This window comes from Rhodococcus sp. USK13 (assembly GCF_018343855.1).
In the GTDB taxonomy this organism is placed as follows: Bacteria; Actinomycetota; Actinomycetes; order Mycobacteriales; family Mycobacteriaceae; genus Rhodococcus_F; species Rhodococcus_F oxybenzonivorans.
In genome coordinates, this window is record NZ_CP069242.1 from 776,202 (window position 1) to 794,058 (window position 17,857).

17 protein-coding genes are annotated in these 17,857 nt (G+C 64.4%); 3 read left to right on the plus strand and 14 right to left on the minus strand.

Annotated features, from left to right (window positions below; translation table 11 throughout):
* Nucleotide 1 precedes the first annotated feature (1 nt).
* The 14 genes from JQT59_RS06405 to dnaA all read right to left on the minus strand — a co-directional run bounded on the left by JQT59_RS06405 (nt 2) and on the right by dnaA (nt 16,214).
* On the minus strand, nt 2-553 hold the full coding sequence (locus JQT59_RS06405; protein ID WP_109334763.1) for a GTP-binding protein: 552 nt from the start codon (nt 551-553) through the stop codon (nt 2-4).
* 13 nt (nt 554-566) lie between these two features.
* Nucleotides 567-941, minus strand: a complete 375-nt coding sequence (locus JQT59_RS06410; protein WP_109325322.1) for a DUF742 domain-containing protein — start codon at nt 939-941, stop codon at nt 567-569.
* Between the two features lie 7 nt (nt 942-948).
* Complete coding sequence (locus tag JQT59_RS06415) at nt 949-1,365, minus strand: roadblock/LC7 domain-containing protein (protein ID WP_213575423.1); 417 nt, start codon at nt 1,363-1,365, stop codon at nt 949-951.
* Nucleotides 1,362-4,214: a sensor histidine kinase gene (locus JQT59_RS06420; RefSeq protein WP_213575424.1), complete on the minus strand. Its 2,853-nt coding sequence runs from the start codon at nt 4,212-4,214 to the stop codon at nt 1,362-1,364. Before JQT59_RS06420 ends, JQT59_RS06415 begins: the two co-directional genes overlap by 4 nt.
* 416 nt (nt 4,215-4,630) lie before the next feature.
* Nucleotides 4,631-6,673, minus strand: a complete 2,043-nt coding sequence (gyrB, locus tag JQT59_RS06425) for a DNA topoisomerase (ATP-hydrolyzing) subunit B (protein WP_213575425.1) — start codon at nt 6,671-6,673, stop codon at nt 4,631-4,633.
* A gap of 222 nt (nt 6,674-6,895) precedes the next feature.
* Entirely contained in the window at nt 6,896-7,819 is a 924-nt protein-coding gene (locus JQT59_RS06430; protein ID WP_213575426.1) for an alpha/beta fold hydrolase, read from the minus strand.
* A 49-nt stretch (nt 7,820-7,868) separates the two neighbouring features.
* Nucleotides 7,869-8,987 (minus strand): PDR/VanB family oxidoreductase, encoded by a 1,119-nt coding sequence (locus JQT59_RS06435; RefSeq protein WP_213575427.1) that lies wholly within the window; start codon nt 8,985-8,987, stop codon nt 7,869-7,871.
* Complete coding sequence (locus JQT59_RS06440) at nt 8,984-9,898, minus strand: metal-dependent hydrolase (protein WP_109325313.1); 915 nt, start codon at nt 9,896-9,898, stop codon at nt 8,984-8,986. Before JQT59_RS06440 ends, JQT59_RS06435 begins: the two co-directional genes overlap by 4 nt.
* A 123-nt stretch (nt 9,899-10,021) precedes the next feature.
* Entirely contained in the window at nt 10,022-10,582 is a 561-nt protein-coding gene (locus tag JQT59_RS06445) for a DUF721 family protein (protein ID WP_213575428.1), read from the minus strand.
* The gene (recF, locus tag JQT59_RS06450) at nt 10,566-11,807 is read right to left on the minus strand and encodes a DNA replication/repair protein RecF (RefSeq protein ID WP_213575429.1); all 1,242 of its coding nucleotides are present in this window, start codon (nt 11,805-11,807) and stop codon (nt 10,566-10,568) included. Before recF ends, JQT59_RS06445 begins: the two co-directional genes overlap by 17 nt.
* The gene (gene gnd, locus JQT59_RS06455) at nt 11,808-12,785 is read right to left on the minus strand and encodes a phosphogluconate dehydrogenase (NAD(+)-dependent, decarboxylating) (RefSeq protein WP_283254081.1); all 978 of its coding nucleotides are present in this window, start codon (nt 12,783-12,785) and stop codon (nt 11,808-11,810) included. It abuts the gene before it with no gap.
* Entirely contained in the window at nt 12,782-13,966 is a 1,185-nt protein-coding gene (dnaN, locus tag JQT59_RS06460) for a DNA polymerase III subunit beta (protein WP_109325305.1), read from the minus strand. Before dnaN ends, gnd begins: the two co-directional genes overlap by 4 nt.
* 349 nt (nt 13,967-14,315) lie before the next feature.
* The gene (locus tag JQT59_RS06465) at nt 14,316-14,564 is read right to left on the minus strand and encodes a hypothetical protein (RefSeq protein ID WP_213575431.1); all 249 of its coding nucleotides are present in this window, start codon (nt 14,562-14,564) and stop codon (nt 14,316-14,318) included.
* 63 nt (nt 14,565-14,627) lie between these two features.
* Nucleotides 14,628-16,214: a chromosomal replication initiator protein DnaA gene (dnaA, locus tag JQT59_RS06470; protein ID WP_213575432.1), complete on the minus strand. Its 1,587-nt coding sequence runs from the start codon at nt 16,212-16,214 to the stop codon at nt 14,628-14,630.
* Between the two features lie 706 nt (nt 16,215-16,920).
* Between dnaA and rpmH the strand changes: the two genes are divergently transcribed.
* Genes rpmH through yidD form a run of 3 tightly spaced genes read left to right on the plus strand, consistent with a single transcriptional unit; the run spans nt 16,921 to nt 17,856 of the window.
* Nucleotides 16,921-17,064 carry a 50S ribosomal protein L34 gene (rpmH, locus tag JQT59_RS06475; protein ID WP_005263481.1) on the plus strand — a complete coding sequence of 48 codons (144 nt, stop codon included), beginning with the start codon at nt 16,921-16,923 and terminating at the stop codon, nt 17,062-17,064.
* A gap of 27 nt (nt 17,065-17,091) precedes the next feature.
* Entirely contained in the window at nt 17,092-17,457 is a 366-nt protein-coding gene (rnpA, locus tag JQT59_RS06480; RefSeq protein WP_213575433.1) for a ribonuclease P protein component, read from the plus strand.
* A gap of 6 nt (nt 17,458-17,463) precedes the next feature.
* On the plus strand, nt 17,464-17,856 hold the full coding sequence (gene yidD / locus JQT59_RS06485) for a membrane protein insertion efficiency factor YidD (RefSeq protein WP_213575434.1): 393 nt from the start codon (nt 17,464-17,466) through the stop codon (nt 17,854-17,856).
* The last annotated feature ends 1 nt before the right edge of the window (nt 17,857 follow it).

A 17,857-nucleotide genomic window follows, 5' to 3' on the forward strand; every position in this document is an offset into this window, starting at 1 on the left:
CTCAGTACACGGCCGTGTGAAGCTTGGTCAGTGCATATTCGGTAATCGCCACGAGCGCCTGCTTCGCCGACTCCCGATCGCGGGCATCGATGGGAATGATCGGCACATCCTCCGAAATCGCGAGCGCCGCCCGGATGTCCTCGATCGGATAACGCGGCGCGTCGTCGAACTCGTTGATCGCGACCAGGAACGGCAGGCGACGGGCCTCGAAGAAATCGACCGCCGCGAAGCTCTCGTCCAGGCGGCGGGTGTCGATCAGGACGATCGCCCCGATCGCGCCGCGGATGAGGTCGTCCCACATGAACCAGAACCGGTGCTGACCCGGCGTTCCGAACAAGTACAGGACCAGGTCGTCGGCCAGGCTGATGCGACCGAAGTCCATCGCGACCGTGGTCGTGCCCTTCTGCGGGGTGGCAGCCAGGTTGTCGACGCCGTCGCTCGCGTTGGTGACGAGCGCCTCGGTCCGCAGGGGGACGATCTCGGAGACAGCACCGACCAGCGTGGTCTTGCCGACGCCGAACCCACCGGCGATCACGATCTTGGTCGAGGTCACCCGGTTGCGGGGTTCAGATTTCGCGAAGTCCACTGAGGACCCTTTCGATGAGTTCACGACGTTCGGAGTCGGTCGAATCTTCCTTCAGGGTTGCCAGGATCTGCAGATGACCAGCCTCGACGAGGTCGGCCACCAGGACGCGGGCCACCCCCAAGGGCACCCCGACCCGAGCGGCGATCTCGGCGACCGACGGCGACTGCTGACACAACGCGACGATGGCCGCGTTGACGTCGTCGAGTTCCCACTGCCGGTCCACCGACTGTGGCAACGCCTGGATCAATGCTTCGAGAGCGAGCTCGACCGCCGGCCGGGTTCGCCCCGACGTCAGCGAGTACGGGCGAACGATATTCGGTCCCGGATGCTCGAAGTGCTGGTCGTCCATGGCCATCTCGGAGTCAGAGGCCCTGCGGAGTGCGCGGCGTCGCCTCGACCGACGCGCCGACGCGATCGACGAGGATGGCCATCTCGTACCCGACCTGCCCGATGTCGCATTCGGCATCCGTGAGGGTGGCGAGATGAGATCCGTCACCGACGCTCATCAACAGCAGGTAGCCGTGCTGCATCTCCACCACCGACTGAAGCACTCCACCACCTTCGAAGAGGCGTGACACCCCCGCCGACAGGCTGGCGAGCCCCGAGGTCACCGCGGCGAGCTGCTCGGCCCGGTCGATCGGCAGGTGGGCACTGGCCGCCATGAGGAGGCCGTCCGCCGACACGAGCACGGCATGGGAGACGCCGGGTATGTCGCTGGCGAAGTTGGACACCAACCAGTCGAGAGGTCGCGTGACGTCGGATCCATGAGCGGTGTTCATCGGTCTCCTTCAATACTGTTGCGTTCCGCAAGACTGTCGCGTTGCGCGAGCCTCGTGGCCCTGCCGTTTCGGACGCCCTGTTGGTGACGGCTGAGATTCGCGCGAATTGTCTCAGGATCGCGCACGCGTCGCAGCGTCCCCGTATTGTGCGCGCCCTCGACCGTGCCGGGAAGCAGGCGTTCGCCGGGCCGGCGTTTCGGCAGGCCGATCTCGGGGTCCACCTCGACGGGGGCCGACGTGACCCGCTCGACGGCGGACCAGCCCGCGTCACCGGCGGACTGCCAGACACCGGGGGCGCCTTCGTCTCCCGTCGGATCGGTGAGCCAGTCGGACACCATGTCGGCGAAGATCGGAGTACCTCCGCCGGGCCGCTGCACCGCCTCCGCCGGAGGCGGATCGATCCGGGACTGGAAGAACGACGCCGTCTTGGCCGGGTCGGTGCGGTAGCGGTGCCGCACGGGTGCCTGATCACCGGATGCGGGGGGCGGCGGCGTCGTAGACGCCGAGCGATCCGGCACGGGCCGGTCGTCGCGCCGCGGGAGCTGCGGCAACCGAGGTCCGGCAGCCGGCGTTCCGGGGGCAGCCGGCGTTGTGGGGGCAGCCGCCTGCGGTCGTCGCACGGGCAGTTTCGGCATGGCGCCGGTTCCGCGGACGTTCACGGTGTCCGGCGACTGACCGTTCGATACCGCGGCCGGCGTACCTGAGTCGCCGGCGATACCGCTCGCGCCGGGCTGACGACGAGGCAGGCTCGTCCCCAACGCCGTGGTGACGGCGGGTGCGGCGGTGGTGGGCGTCGGATCCGGCCGAGACTGCGGCGTGCGGGTGGGCAGAGCGCCCCGGGTAGAGGGCTGCTGCGCGTTGTCCCGCCGAGGCGCGGGCGCCGCGATGGCCGCCCGGACGGGTGCCTGGTTGATCTTGCGCTGTGAGCCGGTGTCCTGACGAGCCGCCTGCGAAACGATCAGTGCGTTGGGAATGTGAATACTCACGGTCACGCCGGGGTTCCGTGCGGTGTCGAAAGTGGACCGCAGCCGCACCGTGAGACCGTGCCGCTTGGCGAGCCGGCTCACCACGAACAGACCCATGTGGCGTGCCGTCTCCGGACCGACCTCGCCGCCGGATGCGAGCCGCTCGTTGATGTCCCGCATGTCGTCGGCCGGGATACCGATGCCGCGGTCGGCGATCTCGAGGAGCACCCCGCCGTCGACCGCCCGGGCGAAGCTGAACGTGACCACCGTGTCGGGTGGTGAGGCCCGCAGCGAGTTGTCGACGAGTTCGGCGAGAAGGTGGACGACGTCGGTGACGACTGCACCACTGAGGGCACCTTCCGGTGTCGCTCCCATCTGGACGCGCTGATAGTCCTCCACCTCGGAGATCGCGGCACGCAGAACGTCGCCGAGAGCAATGGGCGCCGCCTGGGAACGACGCACCCGGGTACCGGCCAGGATGAGGAGGTTCTCACCGTTTCGGCGCATACGCGCGGCCAGGTGGTCGAGCCGGAAAAGGCTCTCGAGTCGCTTCGGGTCCTTTTCCTCGAACTCGAGGTTTTCGATGAGTCCGAGCTGCTGGTCGACCAGCGACTTGCTTCGGCGGGCGAGGGTTTCGAACATGTCGTTGATCTGGAGGCGCAGTTGCGCCTGCTCACCGGCGAGTTTGAGGGCCTGACCGTGGATGTCGTCGACGGCGCGGGCGAGCTGTCCGATCTCCTCCGTCGAGTGCACGGCCACCGGATCGAATGACAGATCTCTCGGATCGTCGCTGGACTTGATCTGCTCGATCGCATCCGGCAGGTCGCGGCGGGCCGCCTTCAGGGCGCCGTACCGCAGTCGTCGAATCGGGCCGATCAGCGACCGCGACACGAGGAGTGCCAGGACGAGAGCCGCGAGCAGTGTGCCGAGGACGATGGCGGTATCGCGCAGCGCGGCGGACCGAGTCTCTGCTGCCCGCGTCTGCACCGTGGCGGCGATGTCCTGCGCAGCCTCGCTCGTCAGCTCCTGGTAGACGTCACGGCTGCCGATCAGCGAGGAACGCAGCTGCAAGATGGGGAGGACCCCGCCCCGCGCTGCATCGGCAAGACCCTGATCGATGAGCGTGTTGCGGGCCGCGGTGTTGTCGCGCAGGGTCGTGAGCCGAGCATCGTCCTTCGGGTAGTACCTGTTCAGAACGTCGAGAAGGCTGGTTTCGGCACCGGCCGCGGCGACCACGGACGACATGGGAAGGTCGCCGTTTCGCGCCTTCTCCCGGCCCTGCGGGCCCGCGTAGGCGTCCTTGACCGCGATGAGACCCATAGCCTGATCGAACAACCTGCGCTGCGCCTGCCACGCGCTGGACAGCAGGTATCCCTTGTCGACCACTTCGCTGTCGTCAATCGGCCGCACGATGTTGTCCACTACACCAATGAAATCCTTTGCGAACACTTGGTTTCGTTCCGCGATCAGGTCAGCGCTGACCCCTGGGGAGTCCATCAGGTTCAGAAGTGCACGCCCATCCGACACCGTCTGGCGGATCGACGAGGCAACGTTCGGTTGAAGTTCTGGGTTGCGGGCCTGCTCGGACACCTCAGCCATCAGTGTCTCCGTGATTTCCCGGTCTTCCTTGGTGAGCGTGCCGGATGCATAACCGCTGGCGACGGTGCCCATCGCTGCCTCGAGGGCCACGATGTCGGGGACGCCGACGATCTGGTCGGCAGCCTCGGTGAAGTGAACGGCGTTACTCAGTTCGCTCTGCACTCGGAGCCCACCGAGCACCATGGCGACCGTGACGGGGACCGCGAGGACTGCAGTGACCTTCCATCGCAGCCCCCAGCCCTCGATATCCCAGAACCTTGCCCGGGGCGGCGAATCGTCGCTCATCCCACGCTTCCTTTCCACCCATTCATCGATCGCGGGTCGGTGTTCGAAACCACGCCCGCGGCAGCAGACGGTCGGCCGCGACGACACGTGACGACGGAGGGAAGTGATCGATCAGTTGCGCCGTGCGGCGCTGCCCGGCGCACCCATCTCCGAATGTAACGAGTTCATCACGTCCCTACGGGGAACGTTTTACCACAGAACTTCACCGACTCTTACTTTCGAGTAACATGCGCACCACTGATCTCGTACGTTCCCGTTTCTGCGGGTTGATCAGCGGCCCAGGCTACACAGAACCGCGCGGCGCAGTCGAGATCGTCGCGGAGTCGAGGCATCGGTCACCCCGTATACGGCGCAGCCACCGGGGGCTCTGCCCGCCGGTGGCTGCAACGACTTCGGTGTGGATCTACGCCCGATACCTACACGTCGAGGAAGCGAACGTCCTTGGCGTTACGGGTGATGAAGCTTCGCCGGGCCTCCACGTCCTCGCCCATGAGGACGCTGAACAGTTCATCGGCGGCGGCGGCGTCGTCGAGGGTGACGAGACGCAGAACACGCACCGACGGATCCATGGTGGTCTCCCACAGTTCCTTGGCGTTCATCTCGCCGAGACCCTTGTACCGCTGGATGCCGTCATCCTTGTTGATCTTCTTGCCCGCCTCGAGACCGGCCTTGACCAGGACGTCGCGTTCACGGTCGGAGTACGCGAACTCCGGGTCGCTGCGCTGCCACTTGAGCTTGTAGAGCGGCGGTTGCGCGAGGTAGACGTGCCCGTGCTCGACCAGCGGCCGCATGAATCGGAACAGCAGTGTGAGCAGCAGCGTCGCAATGTGCTGGCCGTCGACGTCGGCGTCGGCCATCAGCACGATTTTGTGGTACCGGAGCTTGGCGATATCGAACTCGTCGTGAATTCCGGTGCCGAACGCGGTGATGATCGACTGGACTTCGGTGTTCTTCAGGACACGGTCGATGCGCGCCTTCTCGACGTTGATGATCTTTCCGCGCAGCGGCAAGATCGCCTGGTACATCGAGTCACGCCCCGACTTGGCCGAGCCGCCTGCGGAGTCACCCTCCACGATGTAGATCTCGGACTTGCTGGGGTCGTTGGACCGGCAGTCGGCGAGCTTGCCCGGTAGACCACCGAGGTCGGTGGCGCTCTTGCGACGCACGAGCTCGCGCGCCTTACGTGCCGCCACGCGCGCCTGCGCCGAGGACACCGCCTTGTTGACGATGGTCTTCGCGTCTGCGGGGTTGGCCTCGAACCAGTGCGACAGGTGCTCGTTACACGCCTTCTGCACGAAGGACCTGACCTCGGTGTTGCCGAGCTTGGTCTTGGTCTGTCCTTCGAACTGCGGCTCGGACACCTTCACCGAGATGATGGCCGCGAGACCCTCACGAATGTCGTCACCGGTCAGCTTGGGGTCTTTCTCCTTGAGGAGCTTCTTGTCGAGCGCGTACTTGTTGACCGTTGCGGTCAACGCCGACCGGAAACCCTCCTCATGGGTGCCGCCCTCGTGGGTGTTGATCGTGTTGGCGAACGTGTGCACCGACTCCGAGTAACCGGAGTTCCACTGCATTGCCACCTCGAGCTCGTGGCCGGTGCCCTTCGCGGTGAACCCGACGACGGAGTTGTGGATCGGCTGCTTCGTGCGGTTGATGTGCCGCACGTAGTCCTCGAGACCGCCCGGGTAGTGGTAGATGCGGGTCTTGACCTTGTGGACGGCGGGGGACTGCGCCTCGGCCGACTCGTCCTCCGCGGTCTTCGGCGCTTCCGCGACCTGGCTGACGACCTCCTCGGTGACCTCGGCGTCGCTGACGCGCTCGTCGGTGAGCGTGATCGTCAGGCCCTTGTTCAGGAATGCCATTTCCTGCAGGCGCCGCGCGACCGTCTCGAAGCTGTAGGTCGTGGTCTCGAAGATGTTCGGATCGGCCCAGAACCGGACGGTCGTTCCTGTTTCTTTGGTGGGCTCGCCCTTGACGAGTTCACCGGGCTTGGAATCCGTGTAAGTCTGGGTCCAGCGGAAGCCGTCGCGCTTGATGTCGACCTCGAGGGTGGTGGACAGCGCGTTCACCACGGAGATACCGACACCGTGCAGACCACCGGAGACGGCGTACGAGTCGGAGTCGAACTTTCCGCCGGCGTGCAGCTGGGTGAGGACCACCTCGACGGTGGGAACTCCGGACGCGTGCATTCCGACCGGAATGCCACGACCGTCGTCGACGACCTGGACCCCGCCGTCCTCGAGAAGGGTGATCTCGACCTTGCTGGCGTAGCCGGCCATGGCCTCGTCGACCGAGTTGTCGACGACTTCCCAGATCAGGTGGTGCAGACCGCGTTCACCGGTGGAACCGATGTACATACCCGGTCGCTTACGAACTGCTTCGAGTCCTTCGAGGACGGTGATGGAAGAAGCGCCGTAGTCCTTGCTGGAGGTGCTTTTGTCTGACTTCTGGGCAGCCACGGGTGGGTAGCTCTCCTTCTCCGTCCACTACCCGGCACACGCGTCCGCCGCCCTGTCCGGGCCTGCGGAGAACGAGAGTCGGGAATCTTGCCGCTAGTTACCTCGGCCATCATACTGGTACGCCACGGCCACAAGAGGGCTATGACACCCCTGAGCGGCCCGTAGGCGAATTTTCAGGATGGTTCGGGGGTGAAAACCTAGGCCGAACGGCCCTGAGATTCGTCAGGCGCCGCGCTCCCCGACATCGCGGAACGCCCGCTCGTCGAGATCGAGGACGAACTCCGCCGTGAGCTGGGCAATGTCCTCCGCGTGCGAGATCGGTGACCAGTGTCCGGCGTCGATGTGACGACGTCGCAGGTCGGGTGCCCATTTCTCGGTGTCCTCGTAGCCCACCGGGCGCACTGCCTTGTCTCTGGCGTTGAGAATCAGCTGAACCGGCACGTCCGTGTAGCGGTCGCGAGGCCTGCCGAGACACGTCCTGATATTCGCCCGGTAGAGCTTCAGACCGTTCACCATGTCGTCCGCCAGCGTCGGGCCGGGCCGCACGAGCGCGGGGTCCAGTCCGTCGAAGAATTTCAGGAATGCCGGCCAGTGCCGCGAGAACCACAACCGAAGCGGCAGTGTGGCAAGCCCGGGAATCTGGAACAGAACCGTGTAGGCCGACGCCACCGCCTGGGCGAGCGGTCCACCGAAGCTGCGGTCCGATATCCGGCGGCGCATCCACTTGCCCAGGTGATCGAGGTTGGGCCCGGACACCGACGTGAAGGACGCGATCCGCTCGGCGGCCCCCTGCTCACAGACGGCTTCCCACGCCTCCACAGACCCCCAGTCGTGGGCGAGGACATGAACCGGCTTCCCCGGGCTCACCGCATCGATGACCGCGAACAGGTCACCCGCCAGCTCGGGCAGTCGATAGTCCGCCACGCGGGTGGGCACGGTGCTGTCCCCTGCCCCGCGACTGTCGTAGCTGATCACCCGGAAACGCTCCGCCAAGAAGGGCACCACGCGTTGCCACAACTCGTGGGTGTCCGGCCAGCCGTGTACCAGGACAATCGTGTCGCCGGCAGGATTGCCCTGTTCGAACACCGCTAGTTCCACGGGTCCGTGGGAAATCCGCACGGCAGTACCGGGGATGTGTGCACTCATGAAGGGTCCTCGACTCTTTCGAAGCTTCGGTGTCGTCGGTGTCGTCGGTTCACAGGTCGAGGACGAGACGACCGCCCTCGGAACGGGAGACACAGATGAGCATTTCGTCCTGTTGCTCGGCGTCGGTGAGCCGGTTTTCACGGTGTTCCGCCTTGCCCGCCAGCACCTTTACCCGGCAGGTACCGCAGAAACCCTGCTGGCACGAATATCCGACACCGGGCAGCCTGTCTTTGATCACGCTCAGCGCCGACTCGTCGGCGGGAACGGTCAGCACTTCGCCGGTGCCTACCAGTTGTACTTCGAACTCGCGGCCGTCGAGTACCGGTGGTGCACCGAAACGTTCGAAATGCAGCGCCGTGGCAGGACTGTTCGCGAATCCGCGCCGTACCGATTCGAGCATCGGAGTGGGCCCGCAACAGTAGACCGCGCCGCCGGGGGCGGCACGCTCGAGCAGGTCGGTCGAGCTCGGCAGTCCGAACTCGTCGTCGGGACGGATGAACACCCGTGCGGAGTCGAAGGTTTCGATCTCGTCGAGAAACGGCATCGATTCACGCGAACGCCCGGAATACACGAACTGCCAATCCATTCCGAGTTCGCGAGCCGCCCTCACCATCGCCAGGATGGGAGTGATTCCGATACCGCCTGCGACGAACAGCGCGCTGCCCTCACCGACGAACGGAAACCCGTTACGGGGACCGCGGACCGTCACCGAGGACCCGGGCTCGAGCGCGTGCATCTCGACGGAGCCGCCGCCCCCGTCCGGGATTCGCCGGACGGCGACACTGTAGCCGTGTCGATCGGACGGATCGCCGCACAACGAGTACTGGCGCCGAAGACCGGAGGGCAGGTGAAAGTCGAGATGCGACCCGGGGTGCCACTCGGGAAGTGCCGCACCGTCTTCCGACTCGAACCGGAGCAACACCACGTTCGCGTCGCGGGCCACGACCTGACGGTGCGACACGACGAGCGTCATCGCGCTGTCGGGATTGTGCCCGGCAACCACCGGGTTGTACTCGTAGGCCGTGAGCACCCGGAGGTACTTCTCGGCGACGGCCTCGGTGATACGCATGGCGCGGTCCGGTCGTTCTCGACCCTTGATGTCCGGCGGTGCGTCGTAGCGAGTCAGCCCCTTGGCTTTCAAAACGTTTCGCATGGAAGCGAGTTTCATCGTTGCGCCGCCTGTGCCGCCGGCGACGACGCCAGGTACTTCACCGCCTGCGCCGTGGACCCCTCGTTCGAGGGGTGGTACGACCGAGTGAAATACGTCGACATTCTTTTCGTCAGCTCCCATGCCGTGGGCAAGGTTCCCCGCTTACCCGCCGCGAAGAAGTCGGACAGATGCGGCTTACGCCGATGTTCCGACCACGGGGCGAGTTCAGGATCGTTACGCATGAGGAAACGGGTTCCCCGCACCCACAGCCATACGATCACCGGCGTCACGATCAGCTGGGTACGAATGCGCCGGGATTCACGCTTGTCGAAGTACCGCATGACGTCATAGGCGACGGAGCGATGTTCTACCTCCTCGGCACCGTGCCACCGCAGCAGGTCGAGCATGGTCGGGTGCACTCCCGCGCGATCGAGACCCTCGGCATTGAGCACCCAGTCACCGAGAAATGCGGTGATGTGCTCGATGGCGGCGATGACGGCGAGGCGCTCGATCAAGTGGTTCTTTTCCCGCAACCCGGTCAGTGGACGCGGTCCCAGAATCTTCTTGAAGGTCCATTCCATCTGGTCGGTGAAGGGCGTGGGATCGAGGCCCTTCTCCTTCAGATGAATCAACACCCCCGAGTGGGCGTTGGAGTGCATTGCCTCCTGGCCGATGAAGCCCACGACGTCGTCACGCAGTTGCTCGTCCTCGATCAGGGGCAGCGCCTCCTTGAACGTGTCGACGAACCACTCCTCTCCTGCGGGGAGGAGAAGGTGCAGAACGTTCAGAACATGCGTGCTGAACGGATCGCCCGGGATCCAGTGCATCGGGAGGTTCGACCAGTCGAACTCGACGTTTCTGGCCTGCAACAGAATGTGATCCGGTTCCGGGATCGCCGTTCGGTTACGCGGTGCAGTCGGGGCGGACATTCGGTTACTCCTTCGTGCCGACCACTGAGCCACGCGGATTCGATGTGGCACAGTTCACTCAACAACTCGAGATAACTGTAACATCGGGTATCAGATACGGCCAGCGCCTGTCACCGAATCAGCTCAGCCGTAGGTGTCCCTCGGCCCGCGACCGCGCACGTGTCGCTCCCCCTTTCGCCAGCTCGGAGCAGAGGGGCCGGTGATACGGAGCGACTTCACGACGCCGTCACCAACGGCCGCGGCAATTTTCGCGAGTATCTGTGATTGCATCATTCGCAGCTGGGTAGCCCACGCAGTCGACTCCGCGGACACACTCAAGATTCCGTCGCGAAGTCCGGTCGGCTCGGCGTGCGAGGCAATGTCCTCACCGACAACCTGCGTCCACCGACCCAGGACCGTCCCCTCAGACACCTTGGGTGCCCAGCCTCGTTGTTTCGCGAGTGCGCTCGTCAGCGCACCGAACGGCTGCGGATCACGATCGTCCGGCCCCGGACCCGACCACCCACGCCGGCGACGGGCACGCAGGCTCCGAACCCCCGTTCCGGAACGCCGACCCTGGCCGACCGATTTACCGCTCGCCTTTGCGGCGGCCCGTGCCTCCTCGAGGGCGCGCCGGGCGAGGTCGACTCCCTTCAACTCCGGTTCCGGAGTCTCCGAGGGGGTGGGGTCATGACCCTCCGTCATCAGGCAACTCCTTACTCTTGTCCGTAATCTGCGAGATGCGTCCTCGATCCGTGTCGCGGGCCTCCACACCGAACCGGACGGCATCGAGTTCTACGGGAACGTCCTCCGGCACCGCAGCGGTAATGAGTACCTGTTCGGCGTCCACGGCGACGCGGGCGAGCGCACTGCGACGACGCCGGTCCAGCTCGGCGAACACGTCGTCCAGCATCAGAACCGGATCACTGCCATCTGCTCGCAGCAACGCGAACGCCCCCAGTCGCAGAGACAAGGCGAACGACCAGGACTCCCCGTGGCTCGCGAATCCCTTGGCAGGTGTGTCGCCGAGTTGCAATTCGAGATCGTCGCGATGAGGTCCGACCAGGCACACCCCCCGCTCGATCTCCTTCGACCGCATGACCGACAACTCGTGGAGGAATCGCTCCTCGAGAAAGGCGATGTCATCAGGCGCGGGATTCCGCGACGGGTCGGTGAATTCCGGCGGGAGGGACGAGCCGAGGCTCGAGCGGTAACGGATACTCGCCGGTCTGGATTCGGGAGCGAGTGATCGGTACGACTCCGCCAGATGGGGGGCGAGGTCGTGGACGAGTTGTAGCCTTCCGGCGAGCAGTTGGGCTCCGTGCGCGGCCAGATGCCCATCCCACACCTCCAGGGTCGCCAGAGCGCTTGCGCCGTCCTCACTAGGGGAAGAACCGCTGCGCGAGACCCGCCGCAACGCACCGCCGGCCGTCTTCAGCAGTGCCGACCGCTGCCGTAGGACACGGTCGTAGTCCGCACGCACTGCGGCCATCCGCGGGATCCGGGAAGTGAGGAGTTCATCGAGGTAGCGCCGCCGATCTCCCGGGTCGCCGCGAACCAAGGACAGATCCTCGGGGGCGAACAACACCGTCTGCAAGATCCCCAGAATTTCGCGCGGACGACGAGTCGGCGATCGATTGATCCGGGCCTTGTTGGACTTACCCTCGATCAGTTCGACGTCCACCGTCAGTTCCCGACCGGCGTTGACGACGGTCGCGCCCGCGAAGGCCTGTCCGGTACCCGTCCTGATCAGCGGAGCATCCGAGCTGACTCGATGCGACGACAGCGTGGACAGATAGCCGAGCGCCTCGAGCACGTTCGTCTTGCCGTGTCCGTTGGGACCGACGAACACGGTGCACCCCGGACGCAGGTCAAGGCTCAGTGCGTCCCAGGACCGAAAGTCTCTGAGCGAGAATGCGCGGACGAACACCTATGTTCCAGAGCCGGTTTCCGGCTCGCCCGCGGCCTTCTTCACAGCGTGTCCACCGAACTGGTTACGTAGCGCGGACACCGCCTTCATGGCCGGGGAATCTTCCTGCCGCGAGGCGAAACGCGCGAACAGCGCCGCCGAGATCACGGGCGCCGGAACAGCATGGTTGATCGCTTCCTGCACCGTCCAGCGGCCCTCACCGGAATCCTCTGTGTACCCGGAGATTTCCGCGAAATCTGGGTCGTCACCCAGCGCCTTGACCAGAAGTTCGAGCAGCCACGACCGCACGACGGTGCCCTTGGTCCAGGCGCGCAGAACACCGTGAACGTCGGTGACGAGCTCTTCGGCCTCGAGTAATTCGTATCCCTCGGCGTACGCCTGCATCAGGCCGTATTCGATGCCGTTGTGAATCATCTTCGCGTAGTGGCCGGCTCCGATCGGACCTGCGTGGACGAAGCCGTCCGCCCGCTCTCCTTCGGGGCGAAGCGCATCGAAGATCGGAAGTGCCCGTGCGACATCGGCTTCCGCGCCACCGACCATCAGCCCGTAACCGTTCTCGAGTCCCCAGACTCCGCCGGACACACCACAGTCCAGGTAACCGATGCTCCGGGACGCCAGCATCTCGCCGTGCACACGGTCGTCGGTATATCTCGAGTTTCCACCGTCGATGACCAGGTCCCCGGACTCGAGCACGGTCGACAGCTCCGACACGGTGTCCTGGGTGATCTTCCCCGCCGGAACCATCACCCACACGACTCGCGGAGACTCGAGTCGCTGCGCGAGTTCCGCCAGGGATGCCACGTCGGTGACCTCGGGACGAGGGTCGTAGCCGACGACCTCGTGACCGTGCGCGCGCAGACGCTCGCGCATGTTGAATCCCATTTTCCCGAGTCCGACCAACCCGACCTGCATCGTGATCTCCGTCCGCTCGTGAGATTTCTTCCGACAGTGACCCTTTCGCTCCTCGCGAGGCGTCAGCCGGGGAGGCGGACCGGCATCAGCAGGTAGGTGTACGCACTCTCGGGTGCCGAGAAGTTGCCGGAATCGTCAGGCTCGATCTCTTCTTCGGTGGCGGGGCGCAGCACGGCTGGACGGCTGGGGGTGGTGAAACCGAACAGCACCTCCTCGCTGTGGAGCGAGGAGAGTCCGTCGATCAGATAACCCGGGTTGAAGGCAATGGTCAGAGGCTCGCCGCGGAACACCGCGTTGAGGCCTTCCTCGGCCCGGCCCGCGTCGTCACCCCCGGCCGAGAGGAGGAGTCCCTCGGCAGAGAACTGGAGGCGGACCTGTGCGCCCCGCTCCGCGACCAGCGCCACACGCTTGATGGCCTCGATGAGCGGGGCAATCGGGGCAGTCGCCATGGCGGTGTGCTCGGACGGCAGGAGCTGGCGGAACTTCGGGAACTCGGCGTCGAGGAGTCGGGTGGTGGTGCGGCGGCCGTCGTTGACGATGCCGAGAAGGCCGTCGTTGCCGACGGCGGAGCCGGAACCCAGAGCGAGCTCGACGGGCGAAGTGGCATCTCCGGCAAGAGTTTTAGCCGACTCGGACAAGGTCTTGGCAGGGATGAGGACGGCAGCCGACGTGTCGGGATTGGTGGGCGACCACTCGAGTTGACGCACGGCGAGACGGAACCTGTCGGTAGCGGCTAGCACGATCGTGCTCTTCTCGATCTCGACACGAATGCCCGTCAGCATCGGCAGAGTGTCGTCTCGGCCGGCAGCGACCGCCACCTGGCTGATTGCCTCGGAGAACAGGTCCGCGGGGATCGAACCAGTTTGCTGGGGCAGCTGCGGTAGCTGGGGGTAGTCCTCGACCGGCATGGTGGGCAGCGAGAACTTGGCACTTCCACAGGCGATCAGAACGCGTGTGCCTTCGAGGGTCACATCGACCGGCTTGTTCGGGAGCGCCTTCGTGATGTCAGCCAGCAACTTGCCGGACACCAGGACCTGTCCCGTACTGCCGACCTCTGCCGCAACCCGCACCTGGGCCGACACCTCGTAGTCGAATCCGGAAACCGTCAACCCTTGTTCGGTTGCGTCAAGGAGAACCCCGCCGAGAACCGGGACAGGGGGTCGCGACGGCAGACTGCGGGCGACCCATGCCACTGAATCAGCGAATTCTTCCCGGGAGACGCGAAACTTCAGGCTTCCAAGCTCCATCGCCGGGTTGTTCCTCTCGGTAGCACGGTTGGTCGGCACGGTCGAGCCGTGACCACTGGCACTGCAGTCTTTCACAGAGCGGCGATGCATAACCGTAAGCCCTCGAGGACGAACTTGAAAGCGGAACGTCCCGGTCCTCGAGTCCCCGGCGGAGGCCTGTGAACCGACTCGATCCCCAAGCCTGTTTTGAAAGAGTTTCTTAGAAGAAATATTCAGAAGTACTATTAGGTCCTGTGGAATCTGTGGACGAACGGCCTTAGGCGCTGGTCGGTCCGCCCGCCCGCATGGGGAATTCTCGAGGACAAACTCGAGGACCAATCAGGCACCCGTGTGGACTACTCGAGGTTGTTCAAAGTTCTACACGTTCTGTCCACAGAGATTCCCCGTCATCCCCACACTTATCCACAGGTGTGAATGCTTTTCCCCAGGTCTCGGCGTCGGCGTGTTGCACCGGTGTGTCGCGCCCCCGCTCGGTGCGCCCACCCTCGAGTACCCCCTCGAGCCGACGCTCGAGCAACCCCTCGAGGGTGACCTCGAGGAAGGGCTCGAGGAGGCCCTCGAGGGACGGCTCGAGCCACCCCTCACTCGCCGGCCCCACCCTCAGACGACTCGTGCCCCGGCAATCGAACTTCCGGGGCACGAGGAGGGCAGAGGCGAAGATCTACCGCTTGGAGCGCTGCTTGATGCGGGCTGTGAGCTCCTGGACCTGGTCGTACACCTTCCGGCGTTCCGTCATCTCCTTGCGGATCTTCTTGTCCGCGTACATGACGGTGGTGTGGTCGCGGCCGAATGTTTGACCGATCTTCGGCAACGAGAGGTCTGTCAGCTCGCGGCACAGGTACATGGAGATCTGCCGTGCCTGCGCCAGCGGACGGGCCTTGCCCGGGCCACACAGGTCGTCGATCGACATGTTGAAGTACTCAGCCGTCACGGCCATGATCGTGGCGGCATTGATCTCGAGACTCGACGAATCCGGCATCAGATCACGCAAGACTACTTCGGCCAGCGTGAGGTCCAGGGGCTGCCTGTTCAGGGACGCGAAAGCGGTCACGCGGATGAGTGCCCCCTCGAGTTCCCGGATGTTCCGCTCGATCCGGCTGGCGATCAACTCGAGGACGTCGTCCGGCACCTCGAGCCGGTCCATGCGGGCCTTCTTGCTGAGGATCGCGATGCGGGTCTCGAGTTCGGGCGGCTGGACGTCGGTGATCAGGCCCCATTCGAAGCGGGTGCGGAGGCGTTCCTCCAGCGTGGCGAGCTGCTTCGGCGGTCGGTCGGAAGACACCACGATCTGCTTGTTCGCATTGTGAAGCGTATTGAAGGTGTGGAAGAACTCCTCCTGGATACCCTCTTTACCCTCGATGAACTGAATGTCGTCGACCAGCAGCACGTCGGTCTCACGGTAGCGACGCTTGAACGCCACTTTCCGGTCGTCGCGGAGGCTGTTGATGAAGTCGTTGGTGAACTCTTCGGTGGAAACGTACTTCACCCGCATCCCCGGGAAGAGACGTTGCGCATAGTGACCGGCCGCATGTAACAGGTGGGTCTTGCCGAGGCCCGACGCGCCCCACACGAACAGCGGGTTGTAGGCGCGGGCAGGAGCCTCGGCGATGGCGACGGCGGCCGCGTGTGCGAAGCGGTTGGACGAGCCGATGACGAAAGTGTCGAAGGTGTACTTCGCGTTCAGGCTGTTGCCACCCGTCGCTGTGGGCGCCGGGCCGGCCGGTGGTTTCGTGAAGTACGACGGCCACGATTCGTGGACACTCGCGAGCGCCTCACTGTCGTCGTCGACCTCTTCGAAGTCTGTGGTGTCGGAGTAGGGCTGGTCTTCACCGGAACCGAATCGGCGACGGCGATAGGTGCCCGCGCTGGTGGCCGAAGGCTCGAGATGCCGGGGAGTGTGCCGGTGGTCCGGTTCGGGTCGGTGGTCCCGGGGAGGAGGATCGGAATCGGGTTCGTTGTCGACCGGGGCTGCGATCCGAACGCCGAGACCCTCCACCTGTTCACCGAGGTGCCGGCCCAGCGCGTGGAGGATCGGTTCACGAAGGTCCCGCTCGATCGCTTCCTGCGCGAACGGCGACGGAACCGAAAGTAGAGCGAAACCCTGGGCGAGTGTCAAAGGTTTGACGAGTGCCAACCATGCCTTCTGGCCACGCGTCAACGGTGGCAGATCGCCACCGGGTGAATCTGACGTGAGGTCAGCGACGACGTCGATCCAGATCCGTGCGAGTGCATTCGGATCCTCGTTCACGTGGTTCCTCCCCAGTTTGTCGAGATGTCGGTGCCGTCGCCGAGGTGGAATTGGGCGTTCCCCGACCTGAGGATGGACCCCGTACGGACCTACGAATATGCCATCTGAACTGTGTTTCCACACAATTATCCACAGATGTGGACAAAGCATGGAGGACCGGTGTGAAGACGTCGTTACGAGGCGAAAATTCCAGATTTACCGCCCTGAGCTGTGGTTTTGCGCAGGACGTCCGGATGAAGGGGGTGGACCGACCAGGGATGTGACGTGCGTCAGCAACCCTCGGGGTGACCGAAGGCGGGACACCATCTGTGCCCTGTGGATGAATTGTGGTGAATGTGCAGATGAGAACGGTGAAGTCGAGAGCTGGGCACTCGATCAGGGTTCATCGGCGAGACCATGTTTCAACGCTAGCAACAGTGTCGGCAACCTCACAGCGGTTTGGCACATCGGAAGTTGGGGTGCAAGCATTTATCAAACCTCGGCGTGTCGGTTATCCCGTTCGCAGAGGAAGCGCAGGTGAGCGAGTTTGACCTGACCGGGAGTCATCAGTACTCTCGAACAGTCACCCTGTGGTGAGGTGGCGGTATCGTGCTGGATTCAGTCCAGCGGCGATGTCGTGTGTCACTGCTGGTTGACCACCTGAGTTTTCGACCATGTTAGATCCAGGACGCCGGGAGGCGTCGATGAATTTCGAGGAGTGTTGACCGTGGCCAAGGGCAAGCGGACGTTCCAGCCGAACAACCGACGCCGCGCGCGCGTTCACGGCTTCCGTCTTCGTATGCGGACCCGTGCGGGTCGTGCAATCGTTTCGGCGCGTCGCCGTAAGGGCCGCGAATCCCTCACCGCCTGATCCCGATACTGGGTTCAGGAGCTCGGGGTGTTGCCTGAGCCGTACCGATTGCGTCGTCATTCAGACTTTTCGTTGACTGTACGACGCGGTCGCCGGATGGGAAGACGCGATCTGGTTGTCCACGCATTCGACCGTGGACAGACAGATGAGCTGGTGAGTAGCGGCGGTCCACGATTTGGACTGGTTGTGAGTAAGGCTGTCGGGCCGGCGGTGATTCGACATCGAGTCGCACGCCGGCTTCGTCATATCTGCATCGACCTGGTGGGTGCTGTTCCAGTCACCACCGATGTGGTGATTCGGGCTCTTCCGGGAGCCGCGACTGCAAGTAGCCGGGATCTGGACAAGCAACTTCGTGCAGGTCTCTCCCGATTGGATCTTCTTGCGCATGAGTAACTTCGCATGAAAAGCGCACTCGACGAGTCGCGCGCCGCCGTGGCGGGTGCCGATACCCCGACGACGTCCACGTGGGCGACCATTCGTGCCCTCCCGGCGCGAATCCTTATCTTTCTGATCGAGTTGTACCGGACATATGTGTCGCCCCTGAGGTTGCCGACCTGCCGGTTCACACCCACCTGTAGCGAGTACGCAGTCGAATCCCTGCGCACCCACGGGGTTCTCAAAGGTCTTGTCTTGACGGTGGTCCGGCTGGCGAAATGTGCGCCCTGGCACCCTGGTGGGTGGGATCCCGTGCCCGGTGGGCCGGATTCGATCCCTCACCAACATGCGGGTAGCCGTCATCCGGGTAGCCGTCACCACTGTCCGGTGAACGTGGACGAACAGAGGAGTACATAGA